At 63.0% G+C, this 22173-nt stretch carries 21 protein-coding genes and 1 tRNA gene; 7 read left to right on the forward strand and 15 right to left on the reverse strand.

What is annotated here, in order from left to right; all coding sequences use genetic code 11:
- Positions 1–57: 57 nt before the first annotated feature.
- The 3 genes from CK215_RS14470 to CK215_RS14480 form a co-directional block, all read right to left on the reverse strand.
- Complete coding sequence (locus CK215_RS14470; RefSeq protein WP_095831287.1) at positions 58–1347, reverse strand: ATP-binding protein; 1290 nt, start codon at positions 1345–1347, stop codon at positions 58–60.
- A 141-nt stretch (positions 1348–1488) separates the two neighbouring features.
- Positions 1489–2295: a hypothetical protein gene (locus tag CK215_RS14475; protein WP_095831288.1), complete on the reverse strand. Its 807-nt coding sequence runs from the start codon at positions 2293–2295 to the stop codon at positions 1489–1491.
- Positions 2296–2307: 12 nt separating this feature from the next.
- Positions 2308–2805, reverse strand: coding sequence for a hypothetical protein (locus CK215_RS14480; RefSeq protein WP_141245475.1), 498 nt, complete (start codon positions 2803–2805; stop codon positions 2308–2310).
- Between the two features lie 265 nt (positions 2806–3070).
- Here CK215_RS14480 and CK215_RS14485 point away from each other — a divergent pair, with 265 nt between their 5' ends.
- On the forward strand, positions 3071–3241 hold the full coding sequence (locus CK215_RS14485) for a hypothetical protein (protein WP_170950299.1): 171 nt from the start codon (positions 3071–3073) through the stop codon (positions 3239–3241).
- A gap of 1 nt (position 3242) precedes the next feature.
- Positions 3243–3665, forward strand: coding sequence for a DUF488 family protein (locus CK215_RS14490; protein WP_095831291.1), 423 nt, complete (start codon positions 3243–3245; stop codon positions 3663–3665).
- Here the strand turns inward: CK215_RS14490 and CK215_RS14495 are convergent.
- Both CK215_RS14495 and CK215_RS14500 read right to left on the reverse strand, forming a co-directional pair.
- Positions 3647–4267, reverse strand: a complete 621-nt coding sequence (locus CK215_RS14495; RefSeq protein ID WP_095831292.1) for a hypothetical protein — start codon at positions 4265–4267, stop codon at positions 3647–3649. The genes CK215_RS14490 and CK215_RS14495 overlap by 19 nt on opposite strands.
- An 83-nt stretch (positions 4268–4350) precedes the next feature.
- Positions 4351–4426 (reverse strand) — tRNA-Thr (locus tag CK215_RS14500).
- A 346-nt stretch (positions 4427–4772) separates the two neighbouring features.
- Between CK215_RS14500 and CK215_RS14505 the strand changes: the two genes are divergently transcribed.
- Positions 4773–5975: a hypothetical protein gene (locus tag CK215_RS14505; RefSeq protein ID WP_095831293.1), complete on the forward strand. Its 1203-nt coding sequence runs from the start codon at positions 4773–4775 to the stop codon at positions 5973–5975.
- A gap of 238 nt (positions 5976–6213) precedes the next feature.
- On the opposite strand, the gene CK215_RS14510 is transcribed toward CK215_RS14505, so the two are convergent.
- Positions 6214–7815: a cisplatin damage response ATP-dependent DNA ligase gene (locus CK215_RS14510; protein ID WP_095831294.1), complete on the reverse strand. Its 1602-nt coding sequence runs from the start codon at positions 7813–7815 to the stop codon at positions 6214–6216.
- A gap of 238 nt (positions 7816–8053) precedes the next feature.
- A complete protein-coding gene (locus CK215_RS14520) occupies positions 8054–9064 on the reverse strand; it encodes a ligase-associated DNA damage response exonuclease (RefSeq protein WP_095831347.1) in 1011 nt (336 codons plus the stop codon).
- Positions 9065–9172: 108 nt separating this feature from the next.
- Between CK215_RS14520 and CK215_RS14525 the strand changes: the two genes are divergently transcribed.
- Both CK215_RS14525 and CK215_RS14530 read left to right on the forward strand, forming a co-directional pair.
- Positions 9173–10090: a methyltransferase domain-containing protein gene (locus CK215_RS14525; RefSeq protein ID WP_095831296.1), complete on the forward strand. Its 918-nt coding sequence runs from the start codon at positions 9173–9175 to the stop codon at positions 10088–10090.
- A gap of 75 nt (positions 10091–10165) precedes the next feature.
- On the forward strand, positions 10166–10549 hold the full coding sequence (locus CK215_RS14530; protein ID WP_066996215.1) for a hypothetical protein: 384 nt from the start codon (positions 10166–10168) through the stop codon (positions 10547–10549).
- On the opposite strand, the gene CK215_RS14535 is transcribed toward CK215_RS14530, so the two are convergent.
- From CK215_RS14535 to CK215_RS14570, 8 genes are all read right to left on the reverse strand, one after another.
- Positions 10543–11484, reverse strand: coding sequence for a glyoxylate/hydroxypyruvate reductase A (locus tag CK215_RS14535; protein WP_095777532.1), 942 nt, complete (start codon positions 11482–11484; stop codon positions 10543–10545). The two genes, CK215_RS14530 and CK215_RS14535, sit on opposite strands and share 7 nt — an antisense overlap.
- A gap of 29 nt (positions 11485–11513) precedes the next feature.
- The gene (locus CK215_RS14540) at positions 11514–13142 is read right to left on the reverse strand and encodes an ABC transporter ATP-binding protein (RefSeq protein WP_095831297.1); all 1629 of its coding nucleotides are present in this window, start codon (positions 13140–13142) and stop codon (positions 11514–11516) included.
- Positions 13139–14278 (reverse strand): ABC transporter permease, encoded by a 1140-nt coding sequence (locus tag CK215_RS14545; RefSeq protein WP_066996224.1) that lies wholly within the window; start codon positions 14276–14278, stop codon positions 13139–13141. The genes CK215_RS14540 and CK215_RS14545 overlap by 4 nt, the downstream gene beginning before the upstream one ends.
- On the reverse strand, positions 14278–15372 hold the full coding sequence (locus tag CK215_RS14550; protein ID WP_095831298.1) for a microcin C ABC transporter permease YejB: 1095 nt from the start codon (positions 15370–15372) through the stop codon (positions 14278–14280). The genes CK215_RS14545 and CK215_RS14550 overlap by 1 nt, the downstream gene beginning before the upstream one ends.
- Positions 15372–15665 (reverse strand): hypothetical protein, encoded by a 294-nt coding sequence (locus tag CK215_RS14555; protein ID WP_210201671.1) that lies wholly within the window; start codon positions 15663–15665, stop codon positions 15372–15374. Before CK215_RS14555 ends, CK215_RS14550 begins: the two co-directional genes overlap by 1 nt.
- Entirely contained in the window at positions 15652–17529 is a 1878-nt protein-coding gene (locus CK215_RS14560) for an extracellular solute-binding protein (protein ID WP_095831299.1), read from the reverse strand. The genes CK215_RS14555 and CK215_RS14560 overlap by 14 nt, the downstream gene beginning before the upstream one ends.
- Positions 17529–19406, reverse strand: coding sequence for an extracellular solute-binding protein (locus CK215_RS14565; protein ID WP_095831300.1), 1878 nt, complete (start codon positions 19404–19406; stop codon positions 17529–17531). The genes CK215_RS14560 and CK215_RS14565 overlap by 1 nt, the downstream gene beginning before the upstream one ends.
- Before the next feature lie 156 nt (positions 19407–19562).
- The gene (locus CK215_RS14570; RefSeq protein ID WP_095828034.1) at positions 19563–20264 is read right to left on the reverse strand and encodes a cytochrome c family protein; all 702 of its coding nucleotides are present in this window, start codon (positions 20262–20264) and stop codon (positions 19563–19565) included.
- A gap of 192 nt (positions 20265–20456) precedes the next feature.
- Here CK215_RS14570 and CK215_RS14575 point away from each other — a divergent pair, with 192 nt between their 5' ends.
- Complete coding sequence (locus tag CK215_RS14575) at positions 20457–21185, forward strand: 3-deoxy-manno-octulosonate cytidylyltransferase (protein ID WP_095831301.1); 729 nt, start codon at positions 20457–20459, stop codon at positions 21183–21185.
- Between the two features lie 26 nt (positions 21186–21211).
- On the forward strand, positions 21212–22075 hold the full coding sequence (locus CK215_RS14580; RefSeq protein WP_066996244.1) for a prephenate dehydratase: 864 nt from the start codon (positions 21212–21214) through the stop codon (positions 22073–22075).
- Positions 22076–22173 lie beyond the last annotated feature (98 nt).

The following is a 22173-nucleotide window of genomic DNA, read 5'->3' on the forward strand; positions in this document are numbered from 1 at the left end:
GCCACTCAGATCCTGAGCTTCGCCGGGCTCACCCAAGCACAGACCGTCGATAACGATTCAACTCCGCCGAATAAGCCGCTCCCAGTCCATCTCGACCCTGCTCTTGAAGCTTGAGCCGCAGTGATTGAAGACGTCGCGGACGATGACGTTGACCAAGTCGGTGAATCCGGCAGGCGAACCAACAGATAGGATCGGAAAATCGACATCGTGAAAGGTCGTTTGGCGATGGTTGAATCCGTGCTCATACCAGGCTGGCGCCAGTGGCACATTCGATTCGATTGCCAGTTGGATACCGAATTCCGCTCCATCGTCCGCAAAGGCACGACGCAGGTGCTCGATTTGCAAGAGAGTCCCGGCAACCAAAGAAACAACCCAGGGCAGGTAAAGCGGGGCGAAACTGTCAAGGACACTGCCGGCACGGGGCTCTCTCAGATTCACGAACCTGAACTCGACCAGACCATCGGCCGTCAGTGATCGGTCGAAGCGGTCGTTGTGGTAGTTAAGCGTACGAAGGCCGAGACGAGGGGGGTTGTCAAATTCACGGGATGGATATCCTACCCGAAGCTTTTCGCCATCAAGCGTGCATTCGTGCTCGCCGCCGGTCCACCAGAGATTGGTCCGCTCGGTCAGGTTGGAAATCGACCACCTCGACACGGGGAGAGCCGTGACGCGGACCAAGGTTGTCTGAGTCCCGTCGCTTCGCTGGTCACCCCAAACCCGACCAATTGCGGTTGTGTCCCCGTCACGCCGCGCTCGAAATATGTCATCAATGGCACCCCCACGTCGGGCTAGCTCCAACACCGCGTCTCTGATCTCGCGCACCGTCATTTTTACGCTCCGCTCTCCTCGCCTTATGTAGAACTGACCGTCCGAGATCAAACGATGGGGGCCGGATGCCGATCGACCGACACGGATAATCACGAAGCCTGCGCCGCTGCTTTCCGGCAGGGGTAGGCCTCGAGCCTCAACGATCGGTAGCCGAGGCTCGATCACGTCCTCACATGCATCGGCGAGCCTCTTGGCCAAATCCTCGCATCGGGGTAGCGGTGCCATGCCCCGCGCTCGCCGGGGTTCGTCATCCGTCTCTTCGATACCAAGCAACAAGGTTCCGCCTTCCGCATTGGCAAAGGCCACCAGCTCAGCGAGAAGCTTGTCGCGAGCATAGTCGCCAACGCGATCGCCGCGCGTAATCCAGCGGTCGGCCACGTCTTGTTGACCCTTCGTCTGCTGGAAGGGCAGGGTTTCCTTGAACTCGAGTTCGCTAGTTTCTCGCGCCTCGGTCCCGCACAGCTCTTCGAGATCCTGGGGAAGAATTTCGCCAATGGGCTTGCGAAGAACAGTCATCATTCCCTCGTTCACGGTTGCCTCTGGGAAGGAGCATATATCTCCATATCACGTGACTTGGCCGCGCCGGCGCGCCACCCAGCAACGCTTTGAGCGCTGCGCAATTCGGCGCATGGATCATTCGGGACACGATCCGGGACACCATCAATCGGCGCCAGGCTGGTCGATCACCACCCACTGCTTACGCAATTCGGCGGCCCGACCGCATTTCGGGCAATTCGTCGTCACATGGTCGGTAAGCTCCAACTCGTCGAATGCCACCGTTTCGTTGCAGCCAAAACACTCCCAGCGCACCTTCGATTTCTCGACCAGGATCGTCTCGCCCGCGCTGAGAACGTCATAGGTGCGGCCGCAATCACTGCAGACGAGGCGATCGCCTGATTTGACGAGGTCGCTTCGGCGCTTGATCTCGAAGCCGCAATCGCAGGCGAAGCTGTAGAATTGCGCCAAGTTGACGTGCCAGATCGGCGACGCGATCACCTCACGAAGCTTCGTGGCCACGCCGGTGCACGTGTCGCGCAGTTTGCTCGGCGAGAAGCCGGCGCCATCAATGGTCTGCTGGACCGACGGGACATGCAGCGCGCCCCTGCTGAGAGCGTTGTGGTTCTTGTTGGCCCATTTCACAGAAAACCGCCGCTCGGTCCCCAGTGACTTAAAGCGCGGAGGGCCGGCATCCTGCCGCGCCGATCGTATGGCGACGTCGCTGGTGGCGCGGGGATCGGCCTGGAGAAGCTCATCCAGCACTTGCTTCGGTGTCCAATGGCGGAGGCCGGACTTGGGAATCTCATTGCGGTAAGCCACCAGGAGACCATAACAGAGGGACTCAATGGTCAACCGGAGCTCGAGCGCCGCGTATCGAATGACCTCGTCGTCGCCGGTAGCCAGCAGAGCTTCAGCTTTGACGAAATGCTCGCGAGCTGCATGGCGATAGCGATTGCTGAGCCCGGTCATTGCAAGCTGTTCCTACTGGCGGTTGCTGATCGAGGTAAGCGCCATCTGCAGCCATCCGGCGATCTCAGGAATGTTTGCCAGGCCGGCTTTCATGGCCTCGATTGTGAGGGCCTTCGTCATCTCGGCCGGAAGCGCCTTGATCTGCTCCACGAGCTTGGATTTGACCGTCGCCGGCGCAGCAGATTTCTCGACCTGCTCCACAAGTAGGGACTTTATCGTGTCCTCGTGAAGCCGAACCGTGACGACGCCCAGGATGGCGGAAAGCCCGCCGTCGTCCTCCAGGAAGTCCAGGCCCGCAGCGGTGATCCGAGCCCACTTCGGAGAGGGCGGTCCATTCATCATCCTAACCCACTCGGCCTCGACAAGGGCATGATCGGCCAAATATCGAAGGTTGGCTGTGTAGGAAGCAAAGTCGGCGCCTTCGATTACAGGAAACTTGCGCATTGCGTCCGGGTAGACGTCGGACAGCATCTCCAACTGCTTGCGTTGCAATTCTCTGTCGAGCCTCATAGCGCGCCCCATCGATGCGAACTGAGTAGCCATATCCGATTCTTAGTTTCGTCACCAATTCGGTTACAGAAAAGTATTGTGTAATCAGTATGGCTACAAAATAACCATTTTTGCCGATTATTTATGGGTGAAACGAATATACTATAAGTTACCTTTTAAATCTGGCTGTAGGAATAAGTATATGGTGAGAGCAAAGCGGAGTAATGCAGGCGCGAACGCGGAGGCGATCTGGAACGCTGTCGCGGAGCTCAGCCACCTGGAGAACATGAAGGGTTCGGACGAGGCGGTCAGAACGGCTGTCGCGCAGATGATCGCTGGCGGGCTGTTCCTCGAGGCCACCATCGGCAAGGATAAGGCCGACGCCGTGCTCGTTGAGCTTTGTCGGGCGCAACTGGGCGAACGGATCCCGACGGGCTTCACGCGGCCAGGAGGTTGAGATGCAGATTGTCACCTCGAGCTTTTTCACGCAGCTGCCGCCGCAGTTCGCGCCGATCTCGATCGCGCGATGGGCGCCGCATCGGTGCCGCGGGATCCCGACAATGCGTGAGCTTTCACCAGGTGAGTGGTTCAAGAGCGTCGATGTCGACGAGTACCGCCGGCGCTACTTGCACCAACTCGCGCAGCTAGATGCTCGCGAAACGGTCCGAAGGATCGAAGTGCTGTCGGCCGGCACGCCGGCGGCGCTGCTCTGCTGGGAGCGGCCGCGGGACAGCAATTTTTGCCACCGCGCCTTTGTGAGCCAGTGGTTGCAAGAAGAAGCTGGAATCGACGTCTACGAACTCGGCCTGGAGGGCTGCGGACACTATCACCCGAAGCTTCCGGAAGCACACCGATCGGGTAATCAGCCCAGATTGCTCTGACGGGCACCTGCTCCCAGAAATTCGCCGCGAAATGTCCACCGGCCCTTGAAGCCATGCGGACCTTCCCAGAACCTATCTGAGAGAAGGCGCTGCAACCGGCGTCCATAAGCTCTCATGAGGAAAACGTAGCCGCTCCAAATAGCGCTCGTCATCGCCGGCTCCGGAACTGAGACCTCGACAGAGAGGGCGCATGGATATCGAGCCCAAGACTCCAGCCCCTGCTCGAAAGCAGCCAGCGCAGCGCGGTGCCTGGTCTTGTAGGGGACGAGCGTTGATTGAGCATGGAGCCCGGTCAGCGAATGCGAGCGGAGATTCCTGGAGAGCCGGCCGTTCGATATCCATTGCGGGTGCTCATAGACAAGAAATGCTTTAATCGCATTTTCGAGAGCGAACCCTCCGAGAAGGAAGACCGCCTTGTTGGATTCCTCCCACCTCCCAAGGACGCGGTCATGGCCATCGGTCTGGACAATCAGTCCCTTCCGCTCCTTGCTGGCAAGTTGCATCGCCTGATCATGCAGGCTGTCCGCCGCCAGCAGCCAACTGTGGGGATTCGCGGCCATGGTGAACTGGTAGTTGGGGTCCTGCTCCCGCCGCTTCGCCATCGGTTTGTGTCCCGGAATGTGTCCTGATCGGCGGTTTTGCGTGGGAGATTAGCGGCTTTCGCGCCGCAAACCCTTGGAAAAATTGGTGCCGCTTGCGTGACTCGAACACGCGACCCCATCATTACGAATGATGTGCTCTACCAACTGAGCTAAAGCGGCCCGGAAAGCTGCTGGGCTTCCAAGATGCGCCGGTTGATAGACTCAACCGCCAGCTAATTCAAGATGGCTGGCGGCGAAATCCTGCGCTCATGCGCGGCAATTCCGTCGCTTGCCGCTGCGCGACAGCCTTAAGCGCCGCGCCAGCACGGCTTGCGGGCTCGCCGGCGGGAGGCTCCGATTCCGTTGCAGGCCGATCTGGCGGCGGCGACAAAAATGTTGATTCTTCAACAAAAAACGCCGAAATGGGCATTGGATGCGTCGGCAAGGCAGCCGCCCGCCCGTTGATTGACTGGTCGCCTGCGGCTAACGATCGATAACTGTGAGCGAACGCGCAGAGGGAGCTCGCTTGGACGCCATCGAGAAAGCGATCCGCAACGCCTTCGAGAAAGGCAATCCCGAGGACCGGGCGTTTCGCGAGAAGGTCTATCGCTCGGCCTTTGCCGCGCTCGATCGCGTGCTGCAGGCCAACCCGAACGTGACGGTGGAAGCCGCCATCAACCGCCGCAAGGCGGTGCAGGCCAAGATCACCGAGATCGAATCCGAATTCCTGCCGGCTGTCCAGGCCGTTCCTGACGTGACGCTTCCGCTGGACAGCGGTCCATTCGTCGGCAACGCCGCGCCGGGGCCGGCAGTCGACACGCCGAGCCAGTCTCCCGCGCCGCCGGTGGATGCCCCGCGGGGCCCCGACCAGGCGGCACCGTCGCCGTCGATCACCGTCGACGGTCCGGTGCAGCCCGACACATCGGATGCGCCGCGCTCGCGCGTGCTGCCCCGCGTGCCCGACATCATGCCGGACGAGGCGCTTCCGAATGCGCCGACGCTTGATGACTCCCCCGAAGCGTCCATCGGCAACGGCGCCGAAGTGGCGCCGGATCGCGATGAACGGCGTATCCGTGGCCGGCGCCTGCCGCTCACCGCCATCTTTGTCGCGGCGACTCTGCTGGCGGCTGCCGGCATCGGCCTCTATTTCGCCAAGCAGACCGGCGTCTTCAAGACGGCGGCTGAACTCAACACCGGTCCGCCAGAGCCGACCCCGACGCTGGAAGACGAAGACTCCTCGCAGCCAGCCGACACCGGTTCGCCGCAGAAGCCCGGCGAGGCGGATCAGTCGAAGAACTGGATCAACGTCTTCTCGCCCGCCGATCCGACCCATGTCAGCACACCGTCCGACGCCGCCGCAGATGTGATGAAGGACGACACCGGCCAGTTCCTGCGCGTCCGCTCGGGCGCATCCGGCTCGGCCATTGCCTTCGATGTCGGCCAGGGCGTGCTGGAAAAGCTCGCCGGCAAGCATGCCATGTTTGACATCATCGCCCGCTCGGAAGAAGGCAAGGAGACGCAGATCTCGGTCGACTGCAATTTCGGCGAGCTCGGCGATTGCGGCCGCAAGCGCTATGCCGTCGGCCATGAGCGCAACGAATACCTGTTCGACGTGCAGTTCCCGAACAAGCACCCGGGTGCGGCCGGCACCATCGCCGTCAACTCCGACTTCGACAAGCAGGGCAAGTCCGTCGACATCTACGAGATCCGCGTATCGATCGCGGAGTGACCTCGCTCCTCTACCCTCGACGCAGGCGCTGCACCCCACCCGCGCCTACGGCGCGACCTCCCCATCAAGGGGAGGTAGGGCGCGGCGCTTGCCGTCCTTAGCGGGATCGGATGACTGCTTCCTGTGTCGTTGCGCATCGGCAGCGAGTGGCTATCTGGACGGGTGCGACCTTCTACCTCCCCTTGATGGGGAGGTCGGCGCGAAGCGCCGGGTGGGGTGAAGCGCCGGCGTTGACTTCCTAACCGTCCAGCAGCGCCTGCAGCGTCTCGATCCGGTCGGCCTCGGCGGCCGGCTTGTCCCAGCGCAGCCGTGAGATGCGCGGAAAGCGCATCGCGACGCCAGATTTATGGCGCGTCGAGCGGTTGAGCCCTTCGAAGGCCACTTCCAGCACCAGCCCATTCTTGCGATCGGCGCGCACCGAGCGCACCGGCCCGAACCGCTCGATCGTATGGTCGCGCACATATTTGTCGATTTGCCGCAGCTCCTCGTCGGTGAAGCCGAAATAGGCCTTGCCGACCGGCACCAGCTCTTCCGATCCCTCCGGGCCTGACCAGACCCCGAAAGTGTAGTCGGAATAGAAGCTCGATCGCTTGCCGTGGCCGCGCTGCGCATACATCAGCACCGCGTCGATCGTGTGCGGATCGCGCTTCCACTTGAACCAAGGGCCTTTCGGCCGGCCGGCAAGATAGGGCGAATCCCAGCGCTTCAGCATCACCCCTTCGATGATCGGATGCGGCGGCGCCTGGCGCAGCCGCTCCAGCGTCTCCCAATCCGAAAATTCGACCAGCGGCGAAAGGTCGAAGCGGCTGGGATCGAGCGTCTGGACGAAGGCTCCGAGCCGGGTGCGGCGCTCGGCGAAGGGGAGGCTGCGCAAATCCTCGCCGTTGATTTGCAGCGCGTCGTAGCAGCGCATGAAGGCCGGATATTGCTGCTGGATTTTTGGCGAGACGCTCTTGCGGTTCAGCCGCTGCTGCAGGTCGGAGAAGGTTCCGGTCGCCTCGCGCGGGTCGCCGACCAACAATTCGCCGTCGAGCGCCGCCTCGAAATCCATCGTCGCGGCGAGGTCCGGGAAGGCGCCGGAAACATCGTCGCCGGTGCGCGAATACAGCCGGCGGATGCCGCCCTCGCACACCGCCTGGACGCGGATGCCGTCCCACTTCCACTCCGCCGCATAATCGGCCGGTTCGAGCTTTTCCAAATCGCCGTCGTCGACCGCGTTGGACAGCATCACCGGCCGGAACAATGCGAGCGCGGCGCTTCTCGGTTTTTCCGCCCGGCCTTCCAGCCACGCAAAGAGCGCCGTGTAGGGTGGCGTCAGCCCGTGCCAGAGCTCCTCGATCTCGACGACATCGACTTGGCCGAGATCGGCCAACGCCTGCTTGGCAAGCCGCGCCGACACGCCGATGCGCAACCCGCCGGTAACCAGCTTGATGATGGCGAAGCGCGCAGAGATGCTGGCGCTGTCGAGAAGCCTGGCGAGCACCTGCGGCCCGTCGGAGCGGCTCGCCGCCTGCAGCTTGCCGACCACTTCGGCGAGCGTCGGCGCGTGGTTCGGTATGTGGCCGGCCGGCTGCGGCCAGACCAGCGACACCGTCTCGGCGAGATCGCCGACATAATCGTAGGAATAGCCGAACAGCACGGGGTCCATCCGCTCGACCACCAGCGCGCGCAGCATCGCCGGCTTCACCGCCGCGATCGACAGATCGCCGGTGATCGCCGCCAGCGCCAGCCCGCGGTCGGGATCCTCGACGCTGCGGAAATAGTCGGTGAGCAGCGTCAGCTTGCCGTTGCGCGAAGGCGTCAGCACCAGCCGGTCGAGGAGCTCGGCGAAGCGGTTCATCGTTGGTAGCGCCATGCCAATCGCGAGAGCAGGCGCGAGGCGCCCCCCTCTGTCCTGCCGGACATCTCCCCCTCTGGGGGAGAGATCAGATGCCGCGCCGGCTTTCGCCAATCTCTCGCGTCGCGGGAGATGCGTCGGCGCTGAAACTGCACATCTCCCCCTCTGAGGGGGAGATGTCCGGCAGGACAGAGGGGGGCGCCGTAGAACTCGGCGGCGGCGATTGGCGAACACTGTTCCATCAATCGCCCTCGTCCTCGTAGCCCACCAGATGCAGCGGCCGCGCCGCAATGCCCTCCAGCTCGCACCAGCGCACCAGCGCTTCCTCGCGGCCATGCGTCACCCAGATCTCCTCGGCGCCCGTTTCCTTGATCGTGGCGATGAGCTCGTCCCAGTCGGCATGGTCGGAAATGATCAGCGGCAGCTCGACGCCGCCCTGCTTGGCGCGCTGACGGATGCGCATCCAACCTGAAGCGAAGCAGGCGATCGGGTCGGGAAAGCGCCGCGCCCAGCGGTCGGCGAAGGCGGCCGGCGGCCCGACGACGATGGCGCCTTCGAAATCGGCCTTGCCGCCGCTTTCCACCGTCGCTGGTTCGAGTTGCCCCAGATCGATGCCTTGGCTCTGGTAATATTCGCTGAGCTTGGCGAGCGCGCCGTGGATGTAGATCGGCCTGTCGTAACCGGCCTCGCGCAGCAGCCGCATGACGCGCTGCGCCTTGCCCAGCGCATAGGCGCCGATCAGGTGCGAACGCTCGGGAAATTGCATCGCCGATTTGAGCAGGCGCGCGATCTCCTCATGGTCCGGCGGGTGCCGGAACACCGGCAGCCCGAAGGTCGCCTCGGTGATGAAGACATCGCAAGGCACCGGCTCGAACGGCAGGCAGGTAGCGTCCTTCTGGCGCTTGTAGTCGCCGGAGGCGACGATGCGCAGGCCCTGATGCTCGACGACGATCTGCGCCGAACCCAGCACATGCCCGGCCGGATGGAAAGTGACGGAGACGCCGTTGATATCGATCGTCTGGCCGATAACGGCTGCCTGCGTGGTTTCGGCGAAATCCTCGCCATAGCGCAGGCCCATGATGTCGAGCGTTTGCTGGGTGGCAAGCACCGAGCGGTGGCCCGAGCGCGCATGATCGGAATGGCCGTGCGTGATCAGCGCGCGGCCGACCGGCCGCACCGGATCGATGAAGAAATCGCCTGGCGGACAGTAGAGCCCTTCGGGTCGTGGCTTGAGCAGGTCGCTGGCGCGCATGGCCTTGAACATAGTGGCTAAATTCGACGCGGGAAGCCTGTTGCAACAGACTGCTGACTCGTCCTACAGCCGGCCGCCGGTTCGCACACCGGCGGGATCGATGGAACCATGAAACCACTTCAGGCCTCCTCCGGCGATTTGAACGCCGACCGTCGCGCCGACTTTGCCGAGATGCTGCTGGCCTCCGGCGAGCCTGCGCAGGCGGCGGAGCTTTTGCTTGGCGCGCTGGAGCTGGCGCCGCAATGGACGGCGGGCTGGTTCCGGCTCGGTGAGGTGCAGGAGGCCGCACGTTTTCCCGACCAGGCCGCCCAGGCATGGGCGATGGCCATGAAGCTCGATCCCGCGGACCGGCTGGGTTCCGCGCTCAAGCTGCAGCTGATCGGCCATGCGCCGGTGGCAGCGGCTCCGCCCAGCGCTTTCGTCGAGACCCTGTTCGATCACTATGCCGACAGTTTCGAGCAATCGCTGGTCGGGAAACTCGGCTATCGGATGCCCGAGTTTCTCGAGCACGCCATTCGCGCGGCGAGCCCGAGCCGGTTCCGGCTGGCGCTCGACCTCGGCTGCGGCACTGGCCTGATGGGCGAAAGGCTGCGCCCGGTCGTCGACCGGCTGGAAGGCTATGACATTTCGAGCAGCATGTTGCGGAAGGCGCGCGCCAGAGGCATCTACGACCGGCTTTCCAAGTCCGATCTCCAGCATTTTTCTCGACCCGACGCGAAAGCCGACCTCGTGGTCGCCGCCGACGTGTTCATCTATGTCGGGGCGCTCGAACGCATTGTTGGAGCAATTGCCGCCAGTCTGGTCGATGAAGGGCTCTGTGCGTTCTCGGTCGAGACACTTGCCGGTGGCGATGACTTTGCATTGCTGCCCTCGCGGCGCTACGCGCATTCCGAGGCCTATGTGCGGCGCGTTCTCGCCGACAGCGGGTTTGCGATCCTGTCGCTGGAGAGAACGACCATCCGGCATGACCGCGGCGAGGCCGTAGGAGGCCTTGCTGTAATAGCCCGTCGCAGGCTGGCGGAATGAGGGCGACGGCTGCTCGCGAAAAAGCCCGAATCGCGTGTCGGCTTAGGCTTGGACGATACGGCACGGAGAATTACCATGCGCTGGACCATGGCTGTGTTGGCATCTTGCCTGATGACGGCCGGCTGCGTTGGCGGCACTTCGATGGCGGAGCGCCAGGACGAAAACGTCCAATCCTCGCTGCAATATGACAGCGTGCCCTGCGACCAGCTGCTGGCCAATCGCAACGCGCTGGCGCAGCAATACAATCTGCCGGTCACCGCAAAACCGGCTTTCTCCAATCCGGCGATGGGTTTTGGCCCGTTCACGCCGGACATGCGCTCCAGGGCGCAGCGCGACAGCGACAAGGCGAGCGGCGAGATCGACGCAATGAACCGTTCGATCGAACGGCGCGATTGCGGCAAGCCGAAGAAGAAGGACAAGTTCGCGCTGCCGGGCTCGAAGCCGGCGTCTGCTCAGTAACCCGCTTCGCGATCGACGACGTTTTCGAGCTTTTCGCCGCGCTCGAAGGCAGCCATTTGCCGAAGCATGATCGGCACCAGATGGGCCGGGTCCGAGGTCGCCGCCGCATGCGGCGTCACGAACACTTTCGGATGGCTCCACAACGGGCTCGTCTTGGGCAGCGGCTCGACCTCGAACACGTCGAGGCTCGCTTCCTTCAGCGTGCCGTCTTCCAGCGCGCGCAGGATGTCGGCATCCTTCTGCAGCCGCCCGCGCCCGGCGTTGATCAGCACCGAGCCGCCGAGGCCGTTGCGTTTGCGCAATTCCTTCAGAACGGCGTAATTGACGATGCCTTGCGTGCGCGGCGTCAGCGGCAACAGCACCACCAGGATGTCGGTGGCGTTGAGGAAGGGGATCAGCCCGCCTTCGCCGGAATAGGTCGAGACCCCCTGCATCGGGTGCTCGGTTCGCGACCAGCCGTTCACGGCGAAGCCTAGCGCCAAAAGCACCGATGCCGCGGCGCGGCCAAGGTTGCCGAGACCCATGATGCCGACGGAGATGTCGCCGGCCGGGCGTTGCGGCGGCTCGTGCCAGGTCTTCTTCTGCTGCTGCGCTCGGTAGAGCATGCCCTGGCGATGGTGGTCGAGCACGCGCCAGACGACATACTCGGTCATGTATTGCGTGAGATTGTCGGCAACGACCCGGACGATCGGCACCTCGGGCAGGCCGGGGTCGGCGAAGATATGGTCGACGCCTGCGCCGATCGAGAAGATGGCGCGCAAATTGGGCAGCGACGACAACAGATTCGGTTTCTGCTTCCACACCACTGCATAAGCGATCGAGGGATCGCTCGGACCATCGGGCTCCAGCACCACCTCGCGCTCGGCCGCGAGCAGTTCGCGCCAGCGCTGCGGGTGAAAGCCGGTGAGGGCAAGCAAGACTTTGCCTTTTTCCATTCGTGGAGTGTCTTTCCTGTATTTCCAGCCTACTCGCTGACAACCCCGGTCGGTGCCGTTTCGATCCGGAACGCGGCCGAGATCAGCGCCCTCGTATAGTCGGTTTGCGGGCGGTCGAAAATCTGTTCGGACGGCCCGGCTTCGACGATCTGACCATTGCGCATGACGATCACGTCATTGGCAAGGGCGCGGATGACCTTCAGGTCGTGGCTGATGAAGAGATAAGCGAGGTTGTGCCTGGCCTGCAGGTTGCGCAACAGATCGACCACCTGCGCCTGCACGCTCATGTCGAGCGCCGAGGTCGGCTCGTCGAGCATGACGAAGCGCGGGTTGAGCACCATGGCGCGGGCGATCGCGACACGCTGGCGCTGGCCGCCCGAGAATTCATGCGGATAGCGGTGACGCGTCTCCGGGTCGAGACCGACTTCCTTCAACACCTCGACGACCTTGTCGTCGCGCTCATCGGGCGAGAGTTTCGGCGCGTGGATCTTCAGCCCTTCCTCAATGATCTCCGCGACCGACATGCGCGGGCTCAAGGATCCGAACGGGTCCTGGAACACGATCTGCAGCTCGCGCCGCAGCGGCCGCATGGCGCTGAAGGAAAGCTGGTTGATGTCGCGCCCGTTGAAGTTGATCGCGCCCGTGGACGAGATCATCCGCGCGAGCGCAAGGCCGAGCGTCGTCTTGCCGGAGCCGGATTCACCGACCACGCCGAGCGTCTGGCCGGCGCGCACGGTAACGTCGATGCCGTCCACCGCCTTCACATGGTCGACGGTGCGGCGGAAGAAGCCCCGCTTGATCGGGAACCAGACCTTGATGTCCTTGCCGGTCATGACGGCCGTGGCATCGGCATTCGCCGCCGGCGGTTTGCCCTTCGGCTCGGCGGCCAAGAGGTGCTTGGTATAGGCGTGTTGCGGGTTGGCGAAGATCTCCTTGGTCGGCCCGGTCTCGACTATTTTGCCCTTCGTCATGACGCAGACGCGGTCGGCGATCTTTCTGACGATGCCGAGGTCGTGGGTGATGAACAGCATCGACATGCGCTTGCGGCTCTTCAGGCCGGCGAGCAGTTCGAGGATCTGCGCCTGCACGGTTACGTCGAGTGCCGTCGTCGGCTCGTCGGCGATCAAGAGTTCCGGCTCGTTGGCCAAGGCCATGGCGATCATGACGCGCTGGCGTTGCCCGCCGGAGAGCTGGTGCGGATAGGCATCGAGCCGCTTCTGCGGGTCGCGTATGCCGACCTCGGTGAGCAGCTCCAACGTGCGAGAGTGGGCCTGGCGATCGCCCAGCCCCTGATGCAGCTTCAGGACCTCGACGATCTGCTGCTCGATCGTATGCAGCGGATTGAGCGAGGTCATCGGCTCCTGGAAGATCATGGTGATCTTGTTGCCGCGCACGCCGCGCAGCGTCCTTTCGTTGGCGTGGAGCAGGTCGGCGCCGTGGAACAGGATCTTTCCCGAGGGGTGGCTGGCCGACGGATAGGGCAACAGCTTCAGCACTGAGAGCGCGGAGACCGATTTGCCGGATCCGGATTCGCCGACCAGCGCGACCGTCTCGCCCTTGCCGATGTCGAAGGAGACGTGGTCGACGGCAATCGACTGCTTGCCGCCTTGCGCGAAGGCGACACTCAAATCGCGGACGGAAAGCAGAGGCTCGCTCATTTGAACGTCTTGCGCGGATCGAAGGCATCGCGCGTCGCCTCGCCGATGAAGACCAGCAGCGACAGCATCAGCGAAATCACGATGAAGCCCGAGATGCCGAGCCATGGCGCGTTGAGATTGCGTTGCGCCTGCTTCAGCAATTCGCCGAGCGAGGCCGAACCCGGCGGCAGGCCGAAGCCGAGATAGTCGAGCGAGGTCAGCGTCGAGATCGAGCCCGAGAGCAGGAAGGGCAGGAAGGTCAGCGTCGCCACCATGGCGTTGGGCAGGAGATGGCGGAACATGATGGTGAGGTTGGGCACGCCAAGCGCGCGCGCCGCGTTGACATATTCGAAGTTGCGCGCGCGCAGGAACTCGGCCCGCACCACGCCGACCAGCGCCACCCAGGAGAACAGCAGCATCAGGCCGAGCAGAATGAAGAAGCCGGGCGGCAGGATGGCGGAGACGATGAGCAGCAGATAAAGCACCGGGATCGCCGACCAGATCTCGATGAAGCGCTGGAACAGAAGGTCCGTCCAGCCGCCGAAATAGCCTTGCACCGCGCCCGCCGCGACGCCGATCAGCGAGGAGCCGAGCGTCAGGATCAGCCCGAACAGCACCGAGATGCGGAAGCCGTAAAGCACGCGCGCCAGCACGTCGCGCGCCTGATCGTCGGTGCCCAGCCAATTCCAGTTGCCGACGACGCAGTTCGGATCGGCTTCGCCCTGCGGATACTGGCTGCAGCGCGTCTTCTTGTCGTAAAGCCAGGACGGCTTGGCGGGTGCGGCTTCTGGGATGGCGTTGTTGACCGTTTGATAGGAGTAGCGGACCGGCGGCCAGATCATCCAGCCATTGGCATTGATCTCGTCCTGGATCACCGGATCGCGATAGTCCGTGACGGCATAAAAGCCGCCGAATTTCTCTTCCGGGTAGGCGACCAGAACCGGAAACAGGATCTCGCCCTTGTAGGAGGCGATGATGGGCTTGTCGTTGGCGATCAATTCGGAAAACAGCGACAGCACGAACAGCAACAGGAAGATCCACAGCGACCAGTAGCCGCGCCGGTTCGCCTTGAAGTTTTGCAGCCGCCGCTGATTGAGCGGCGACAACCACGGCCGGGCGGCGCGGGCCGGCTTGGTTTCTGCCGAAGCTGCCGTCATCAGACGTCTCTCCGCTCGAAATCGATGCGCGGATCGACCCAGGTGTAGATCAGGTCCGAGAGCAGGGCGACGAACAGGCCGAGCAGCGAGAAGATGTAGAGATTGGCGAAGACCACCGGATAGTCGCGGTCGATCACCGACTTGAAGCCGAGCAGGCCGAGCCCGTCGAGCGAGAAGATGTTCTCGATCAGCAGCGAGCCGGTGAAGAAGGCCGAGATGAAGGCGCCCGGGAAGCCTGCGATGACGATCAGCATGGCGTTGCGGAAGACATGGCCATAAAGCACCTTGCGCTCCGACAGACCCTTGGCGCGCGCCGTCACCACATATTGCTTGCGGATCTCCTCGAGGAACGAGTTCTTTGTAAGCAGCGTCGTCGTGGCGAAGGCCGACAGCACCAGCGCGGTCAGCGGCAGCGTCATGTGCCAGAAATAGTCGATGATCTTGTCCGGCCAGGACAACTGCTCCCAATTGTCGGAAACGATGCCGCGCAGCGGGAACCAATCCCAGAACGAGCCGCCGGCAAACAGCACCATCAAAAGGATGCCGAACAGGAAGCCCGGAATGGCGTAGCCGACGATCACCACGCCGCTCGTCCAGACATCGAAGGTCGAGCCGTCCTGCACCGCCTTGCGGATGCCGAGCGGGATCGAGATCAGGTAGGAGAGCAGCGTGATCCACAGCCCGATCGAGATCGACACCGGCATCTTTTCCAGGATCAGATCGAGCACCGAGATGTCGCGGAAATAACTGTCGCCGAAGTCGAAGCGGGCATAGTTCCACAGCATCATGCCGAAGCGCTCGAGCGGCGGCTTGTCGAAGCCGAACTGCTTTTCGAGCTTCTTGATGAATTCGGGATCCAACCCTTGCGCGCCGCGGTACTTCGAGCCGACATCGCCGGCGACGTCGAAATTGGTGGCGCCCGCGTCGCCACTGCCGCCGCCGAGGCGATCGGTGCCGCCCTGGTTGGTGAGCTTGGCGATGACCTGCTCGACCGGGCCGCCCGGCGCGAACTGGATGACGGCGAAGGAGATCGCCATGATGCCGAACAGCGTCGGGATCATCAGCAGGATGCGGCGCAGGATATAGGCGCCCATCAGATGTTGCCTTCCTTGGGGAAGACCACTGTATCTGGGGGTGCCCCCAAGGCAATCGCTTCAGACCGATTGTCGGCGTCGGCGCCGCCGCTCATCGTCCTGCCGGACATTTCTCCTCCTATAGTGACGGGGAGAAAGGGGCTGGCCGCAATCTCGGCACGTTCGCCACGGCGCTTGTGATTGGCGAAACCAAAGATGAAGGTTTCCCTCTCCCCGTCACTATACGGGGAGAGGATGCCGGCAGGCAGGTGAGGGGCGGCGCCTTCGGCCGCAAGAAATTCACCCTTTGCCAATTTTCGCCGCCTTGCCCTTGTCGACCCACCACAGCGCTTCGACCGGAAAGCCGAAATCGGGCTTCTGCTCGGGAAAGCCGAACATGTCCCAATAGGCGCTTCGGTGATTCGCCAGATACCAACTTGGAATCCAATCGCGCCGAGCGCGCAAGGCCCGATCGAGCGCCCGCATGGCGACGGTGAGGCTCTCACGGTCCTTGGCCGCGCCGACGGCGTCGATCAGCGCGTCTATAGCCGGACTCGCTATGCCCGGCAGGTTCCGAGAGCCTGAGACCGACGCGCTTCGCGAATGGAAGAAGATCTCGAGGTCGTCGCGTGTCGGCGTGGCGCTGAAGGAGAAGGCGGCCGAGATCAGATCGAAATCGAAGGTCGATTGCCTAAGCTGGTATTGGGCGGAATCGACCAGCCGGATCGAAGCGTCGATGCCGATCGCCTTCATGTTGGCGACCCAGGGCGAATAGACCTGCACGAAGGTCTCGTCTTCCACGAGGAACTCGGCGGGCAACCGCGCGCCCTTGTCGTTGACGACGAAATCGCTGGAGCGTTTCCAGCCGGCTTCGGCAAGCAGCTTCGCCGCCTTGCCAAGCAGTTTGCGGTCGCGTCCCGAGCCGTCCGAGGCTGGCTGCGTCACCGCTTCGCCGAAGGCCTCCGGCGGCAGCTTCTCGCGCAGGGGCTCCATCAGCGCGAGTTCTGGCGGCGGCGGCATGCCTTCGGCGCGAAAGTCGGATTTCTCGAAGCAGGATTGCGAGCGCTCATAGGAGCCATAGAAGAAATTGCGCCGCGTCCATTCGAAGTCGAAGCAGAGCGCGATAGCTTGCCGCACGCGCGGGTCCTGGAACTGCGCGCGCCGTTGGTTGACGGCTGTCGCCTGCATCGACGGCACCGTCTCGGCCGGGAATTCGTGCTTCACCACCTTGCCGGCGGTAAAGGCCGGAAAGTTGTAAGCCGTCGCCCAGACGCGCGAGGTGAATTCCTCGCGATAGAGGATCTCGCCTTTCTTGAAGGCTTCAAAGCCAGCCGTGCGGTCCTGGTAGAACTCGATGCGGATACGCTCGAAATTGTTCTGGCCGCGGTTGACCGGCAGGTCGTTGCCCCAATAATCGGCCACCCGCTCGTACTCGATCCAGGCGCCCGCCGACCAGCGCCCGACCTTGTAGGCGCTTGAGCCGAGCGGCGGGTTGAGCTGGGACGAATCGAAGGCGTTGGCCGTAAAGAATGCCTTCGACAGGATCGGAAACGCGACGACGTTCAGGATGGTACGGGCCGATTGCTTGCCGGAGAACTTGAGCTCGACCGTATGGGCGTCCTTCACCACCGCGTTGTCGAGATGCGTCAGCGACAGCGAATAATCCGGATGCCCCTTGTCCTTCAGCAGTTTGAAGGTGAAGGCGACATCGTCGGCGGTGAGCGGCGTGCCGTCATGGAAGCGCGCCTGCGGCCGCAGCGAAAAGATGAAGCCGTTGCGGTCGTCGGAAATCGTGACCCCGTCGGCGATCAGCCCATAGACGGCGTCAGGCTCGTCGAGCGCCCGCACCATCAGCGAATCGAAGCACATTTCCATGCGCTGCGGCGCATCGCCCTTGGGCACGAAGGAGTTCAGCGTGTTGAACGTCAAAGGGCTCTGGTTTTGGCCCCAGTTGGGCGGCGAGAAATTGAAGGTGCCGCCTTGCGGGGCATCGACGTTGACATAGTCGAAATGCGCGAAGTCTGGCTTGTATTTCAAATCGCCGAACGCCGACAGCCCATGCAATTTGACACCGGTCGGGGTCTGAGCGAAAGCCCGACCCGGCAGCAGCGCTGCGGCAGTCGCCGCCGCGCCGAGCGCCAGGAAGTCGCGACGAGGAAGCAATGTCTGCCGCCTCATCAGTTGCCCCTGTATTTGGCGGTCAATGCCTTTTCCTTCGCCGTATCGATCCACCAGGAGTCGATATCGGCGCCACGGTAGCTGGGCTGCTTTTCGGGCATGCCGAACTTGTTCCAGTAGGCAAGCCAGACCACCGCCCGGTAGTATTGCGGCACGGTATAGTAGTTCCACAACAGCACGCGATCGAGCGCATGAGTGGCGGCGACGAGATCGTCGCGGTCGGTGGCGAAGATGACGCGGTCCACCAGCGCGTCGACGACCGGGTCCTTGATGCCGGAGTAATTGCGCGAGCCGGGTGAATCGGCGGACTTCGAACTCCAGAAATCGCGCTGTTCGTTGCCGGGCGAATCCGACTGCTGCAGCACGTTGGTGATGACGTCGTAGTCGAAATTGTTGACGCGGTTGACGTACTGGCTTGGGTCGATGATGCGCAGCGTCGCATCGACGCCGATCTTGCGCAGATTGGCGATATAGTTGCCGGAGAGGATCTGATCCGTGTCGGACGTGCCGAGGATCTCGAATTTGAACGGCGCGCCGCTCTTGGCGTTCGTCATCTTGCCGCCCTTGATCACCCAGCCGGCCTGGGCGAAGAGGTCGACAGCCTGCTTCAGATATTTCCGCTCCGCTTGCGGTGAGTCGTAGACCGGCAGCTTGAATTCCTGGGTGAACAGTTCAGGCGGCAGCTTGTCGCGATACTTCTCGAGGATTTCGAGTTCCTTGCCTTGCGGCAGACCGCTCGACGCGAGTTCCGTACCTTGGAAATAGCTTTGGGTGCGCGTGTTGGAATTGAAGAACAGCGTTCGGTTCATCGTCTCGAAGTCATAGGGATAGGTTAGCGCCTCGCGGACCCGGCGATCCTGGAACAGCGGCCGGCGCTGGTTCAGCATGAAGGCTTGCATCGGCTCCGGCGAAGTGGTCTTGAATTCCTTTTTGATCACGTCGCCGGCGTTCACCGCCGGAAAGTTGTAAGCCGTCGCCCAGCGCCGCGAGCTGTTTTCGGCCTTGATGTCGTCTAGCCCGCCCTTGGTAAAGGCCTGCCACGCAGCATTCTCGTCCAGTATGTAGGTGAAGCGCTGGGTGTCGAAGTTCTCCCGGCCGATCTTCACCGGCAGCTTGGCGCCCCAGTAATCAGGCACGCGCTGCCAGACGATCTCGGAACCCGGCTTGAAGCTGGCGATCTTGTAGGCGGCGGATCCCAGCGGCGGCTCGAGAGTCGGCCTGGTGATGTCGCGCTTCTTGCCGCTGGCATCGGTGCCCTCCCACCAGTGCTTCGGCAGGACGACCAGATCGCCGATAATCTTGGGCAGCTCGCGGTTGCCCTTCTGGTTGAAATGAAACTCGACCTCGCGGTCGGAAATCGCCACCGCGTCGGTGACGTTCTCGAAATAGCGGTTGTATTGGGGGGCGTTGGCCTTCAGCACCTGGAACGACCAGACCACATCGTCGACGGTGATCGGCTGGCCGTCATGCCATTTCGCTCGCCGGTCGAGCCGGTAGGTCGCAGAGGAATAGTCGGGCGGGTATTTATAGGCCTCGGCAACCAGCGGGTGGCTGACGCTGCCCTCGTCGGTCGCCTGGTCCATCAGCGTGTCGTAGAGCAGGCCGCCGCCGAACCCGGCGAGCCCCGCGGCCGGCGACCCCGGCACGATATAGGGATTGAAGCTGTCGAAAGTGCCGACAACGACGGAGTCGTGGGCGCCACCCTTGGGAGCGTCCGGATTGACATAGTCGTAGCGTTGGAAATTTTCGCCGTATTTGGACGGGCCGGTCAGCGAGGACGTGGTGTGCCACTCATCAGCGAGGCTGGCCTGCAGGCTGGCGGCGAAGGCGATCGCCAGCATCGATGCGAAAAACGTCCGGGAGCGGCCGACCGTCATGCGTTCTCCTCGTCGCAACAGTACCCACCGGCAATCTAGATCATTTGACGCCGGTGAAAACCGCAAGCGCCGGCTTTTGTCTCAGCATATGCGGCTTTCCTAACAAAAAAGCCGGGACGAACCCGGCTTTTCCAAGGTGTCTTTATGACGAAATGTTTATTGCGCGGGCGCGACCGGCTTGGCCGGGGCGGCACCTTCGGCCGGCTTTGCCGGAGCCGCACCTTCGGCCGGCTTGGCGGGTGCCGCACCTGCGGCCGGCTTCGCCGCGGCGGCGCCTTCGGCGGGCTTGGCTTCCGCCGAAGCGCCCGGCTGCGGCAGCGGCTTCGGATTGTCCGACAGCGTGCGCAGATAGGCGATCACGTTGGCGCGGTCCTCATCCTTCGGCAGGCCGGCAAAGCCCATCGCCGTGCCCTTCACGAACTTCTTCGGCGCGTTGATGAAGTGGTTGAGGTTGTCGTAGGTCCACTTCTCGGCGCCGCCCTTGGAGAAATCCTTCATGCCGGCCGAATAGGCGAAGCCCTCATGCTCGGCGACGGGGCGATCGATGATGTCCCAGAGGTCCGGACCGACCTTGTTGGGGCCGCCCTTTTCGCCGGAATGGCAGGCCTGGCACTTCTTGAAAATGGCGGCGCCCGTCTCGGCATTGGCGGTTGCGAGCAGGTCGGCGATCGGCTTGGCTTCGGCCGCGGGCGCGGCAGCGCCGCCGCCTTCGGCCGGCTCGGCCGCCTCGATGGCGAAGCCCGGCTTCTCGGGAGCGGGGGAGGCAAACAGCCCGTCGGAAACGATGCCCACGGAAAAGACGACGAAACAGGTTCCGAGGAATCCGGCGAGCAGCTTGTTGACTTCGTTGGAATCCATACGCCCCTTGCTCCCTTTTCCGGCGGACCGTCCCGTCCACTCCGTCCGTCGGTATAGCGAAGGCCCCAACGGGCCCGTTAAATCGCGCGGAAACTAGGTCTTTTGCTTCGTCGTTGCAACACCTATAAGGGCGCTTCCAGTGAGACGTTTTGCCACTTTTCCATCCGCTTCCCCGGCTGTCCCAGAAGTCCCATGTCGACATTGATCCTGATCCCCGCCCGCATGGCCTCGACGCGCCTGCCGGGCAAGCCGCTGGCCGACATCGCCGGCGCGCCGATGATCGTCCATGTCGCCCGCCGCGGCGCCGAGGCTGGGCTCGGCCGTGTGGTGGTGGCGACCGACACCGAAGCGGTCGCCTCGGCGGTAAGGGATCACGGTTTCGAGGCGGTGATGACGCGCGCGGACCACGAATCGGGATCCGACCGCATCTTCGAGGCCCTCACCGTGCTGGACCCGGAGAAAAAGGTCGAAACCATCGTCAACGTCCAGGGCGATCTGCCGACCATCGATCCTGAGATCATCGGCGCATCGCTGCGGCCCTTCGCCGACCCGTCGGTCGACATAGCCACGCTCGGCGTCGAGATAGTGCGCGACGAGGAAAGGACCAATCCGAACGTGGTCAAGATCGTCGGCTCGCCGCTCTCGGCGACAAGGCTGAAGGCGCTCTATTTCACGCGCGCCACGGCGCCGTGGGGGGAGGGCCCGCTCTATCACCACATCGGCCTCTATGCCTACCGCCGGACAGCGCTGGAACGCTTCGTGGCGCTGAAGCCGTCGCCGCTCGAACGCCGTGAGCGGCTGGAGCAGCTGCGGGCGCTGGAAGCCAGCATGCGCATCGATGCCGAGATCGTCCGGTCGCTGCCGCTCGGCGTCGACACGCCCGACGATCTCGAGCGCGCCAGGCAAATTCTTTCAAACTGAGACATCCGTAAGCGAGACCTTGGCGCATGCCTGAAAAGACCAACAGAATATCCTTCCAGGGCGAGCCGGGCGCCAATTCCGATACCGCTTGCCGCAACATGTTCCCCTCGATGGAGCCGTTGCCCTGTCCGACCTTCGAAGACGCCTTCAACGCGGTCGAGACCGGCAAGGCCGAGCTCGCCATGATCCCGATCGAGAACACGATTGCCGGGCGCGTCGCCGACATCCATCATCTTTTGCCGGAATCGCGCCTGCACATCGTCGGCGAGTATTTCCTGCCCATCCATTTCCAGCTGATGGTGCTGCCGGGCGTGAAACGCGAAGAGATCAGAAGCGTGCACAGCCATATCCATGCCCTTGGCCAATGCCGCAAATACATCCGCAAGAATGGCTGGAAGCCGGTTGTCGCCGGCGACACGGCGGGATCGGCCAAGATGGTCTCCGAGGTCAAGGACCGCACGATGGCGGCACTTGCGCCTGCGCTTGCCGCCGAGCTCTACGGCCTCGACATCATCGAGAAGAATGTCGAGGACACCGACTCGAACGTCACCCGCTTCGTCGTGCTGACCAAGAACAAGCAATGGGCCGAGCGCCCCTCGCTGGAAGCCAAGATGATGACCACCTTCATCTTCCGCGTCCGCAACGTGCCGGCCGCGCTCTACAAGGCCATGGGCGGCTTCGCCACCAACGGCATCAACATGACCAAGCTCGAGAGCTACCAGCTCGGCGCTTTCACAGCGACGCTGTTTTATGCCGACATCGAGGGCCACCCCGATGATCCGCTGGTCAAGCTGGCGCTCGACGAATTGCGCTTCTTCTCGCGCGAGATGCGCATTCTCGGCGTCTATCCGGCAAGCGCGTCGCGCGAGCAGTGGAAGGTCGCCGATTAGGTGGTTCCTAGGACCTTCGAGATTGGCAAAGGCCTTGATGCTTCGTCATCCACGGGCGAAGCAAGGAGCGAAGCGAGGCGGCGCAGACCCGAGGATCC

It is taken from the genome of Mesorhizobium sp. WSM3864 (assembly GCF_002294955.1).
Taxonomy (GTDB): Bacteria; Pseudomonadota; Alphaproteobacteria; order Rhizobiales; family Rhizobiaceae; genus Mesorhizobium.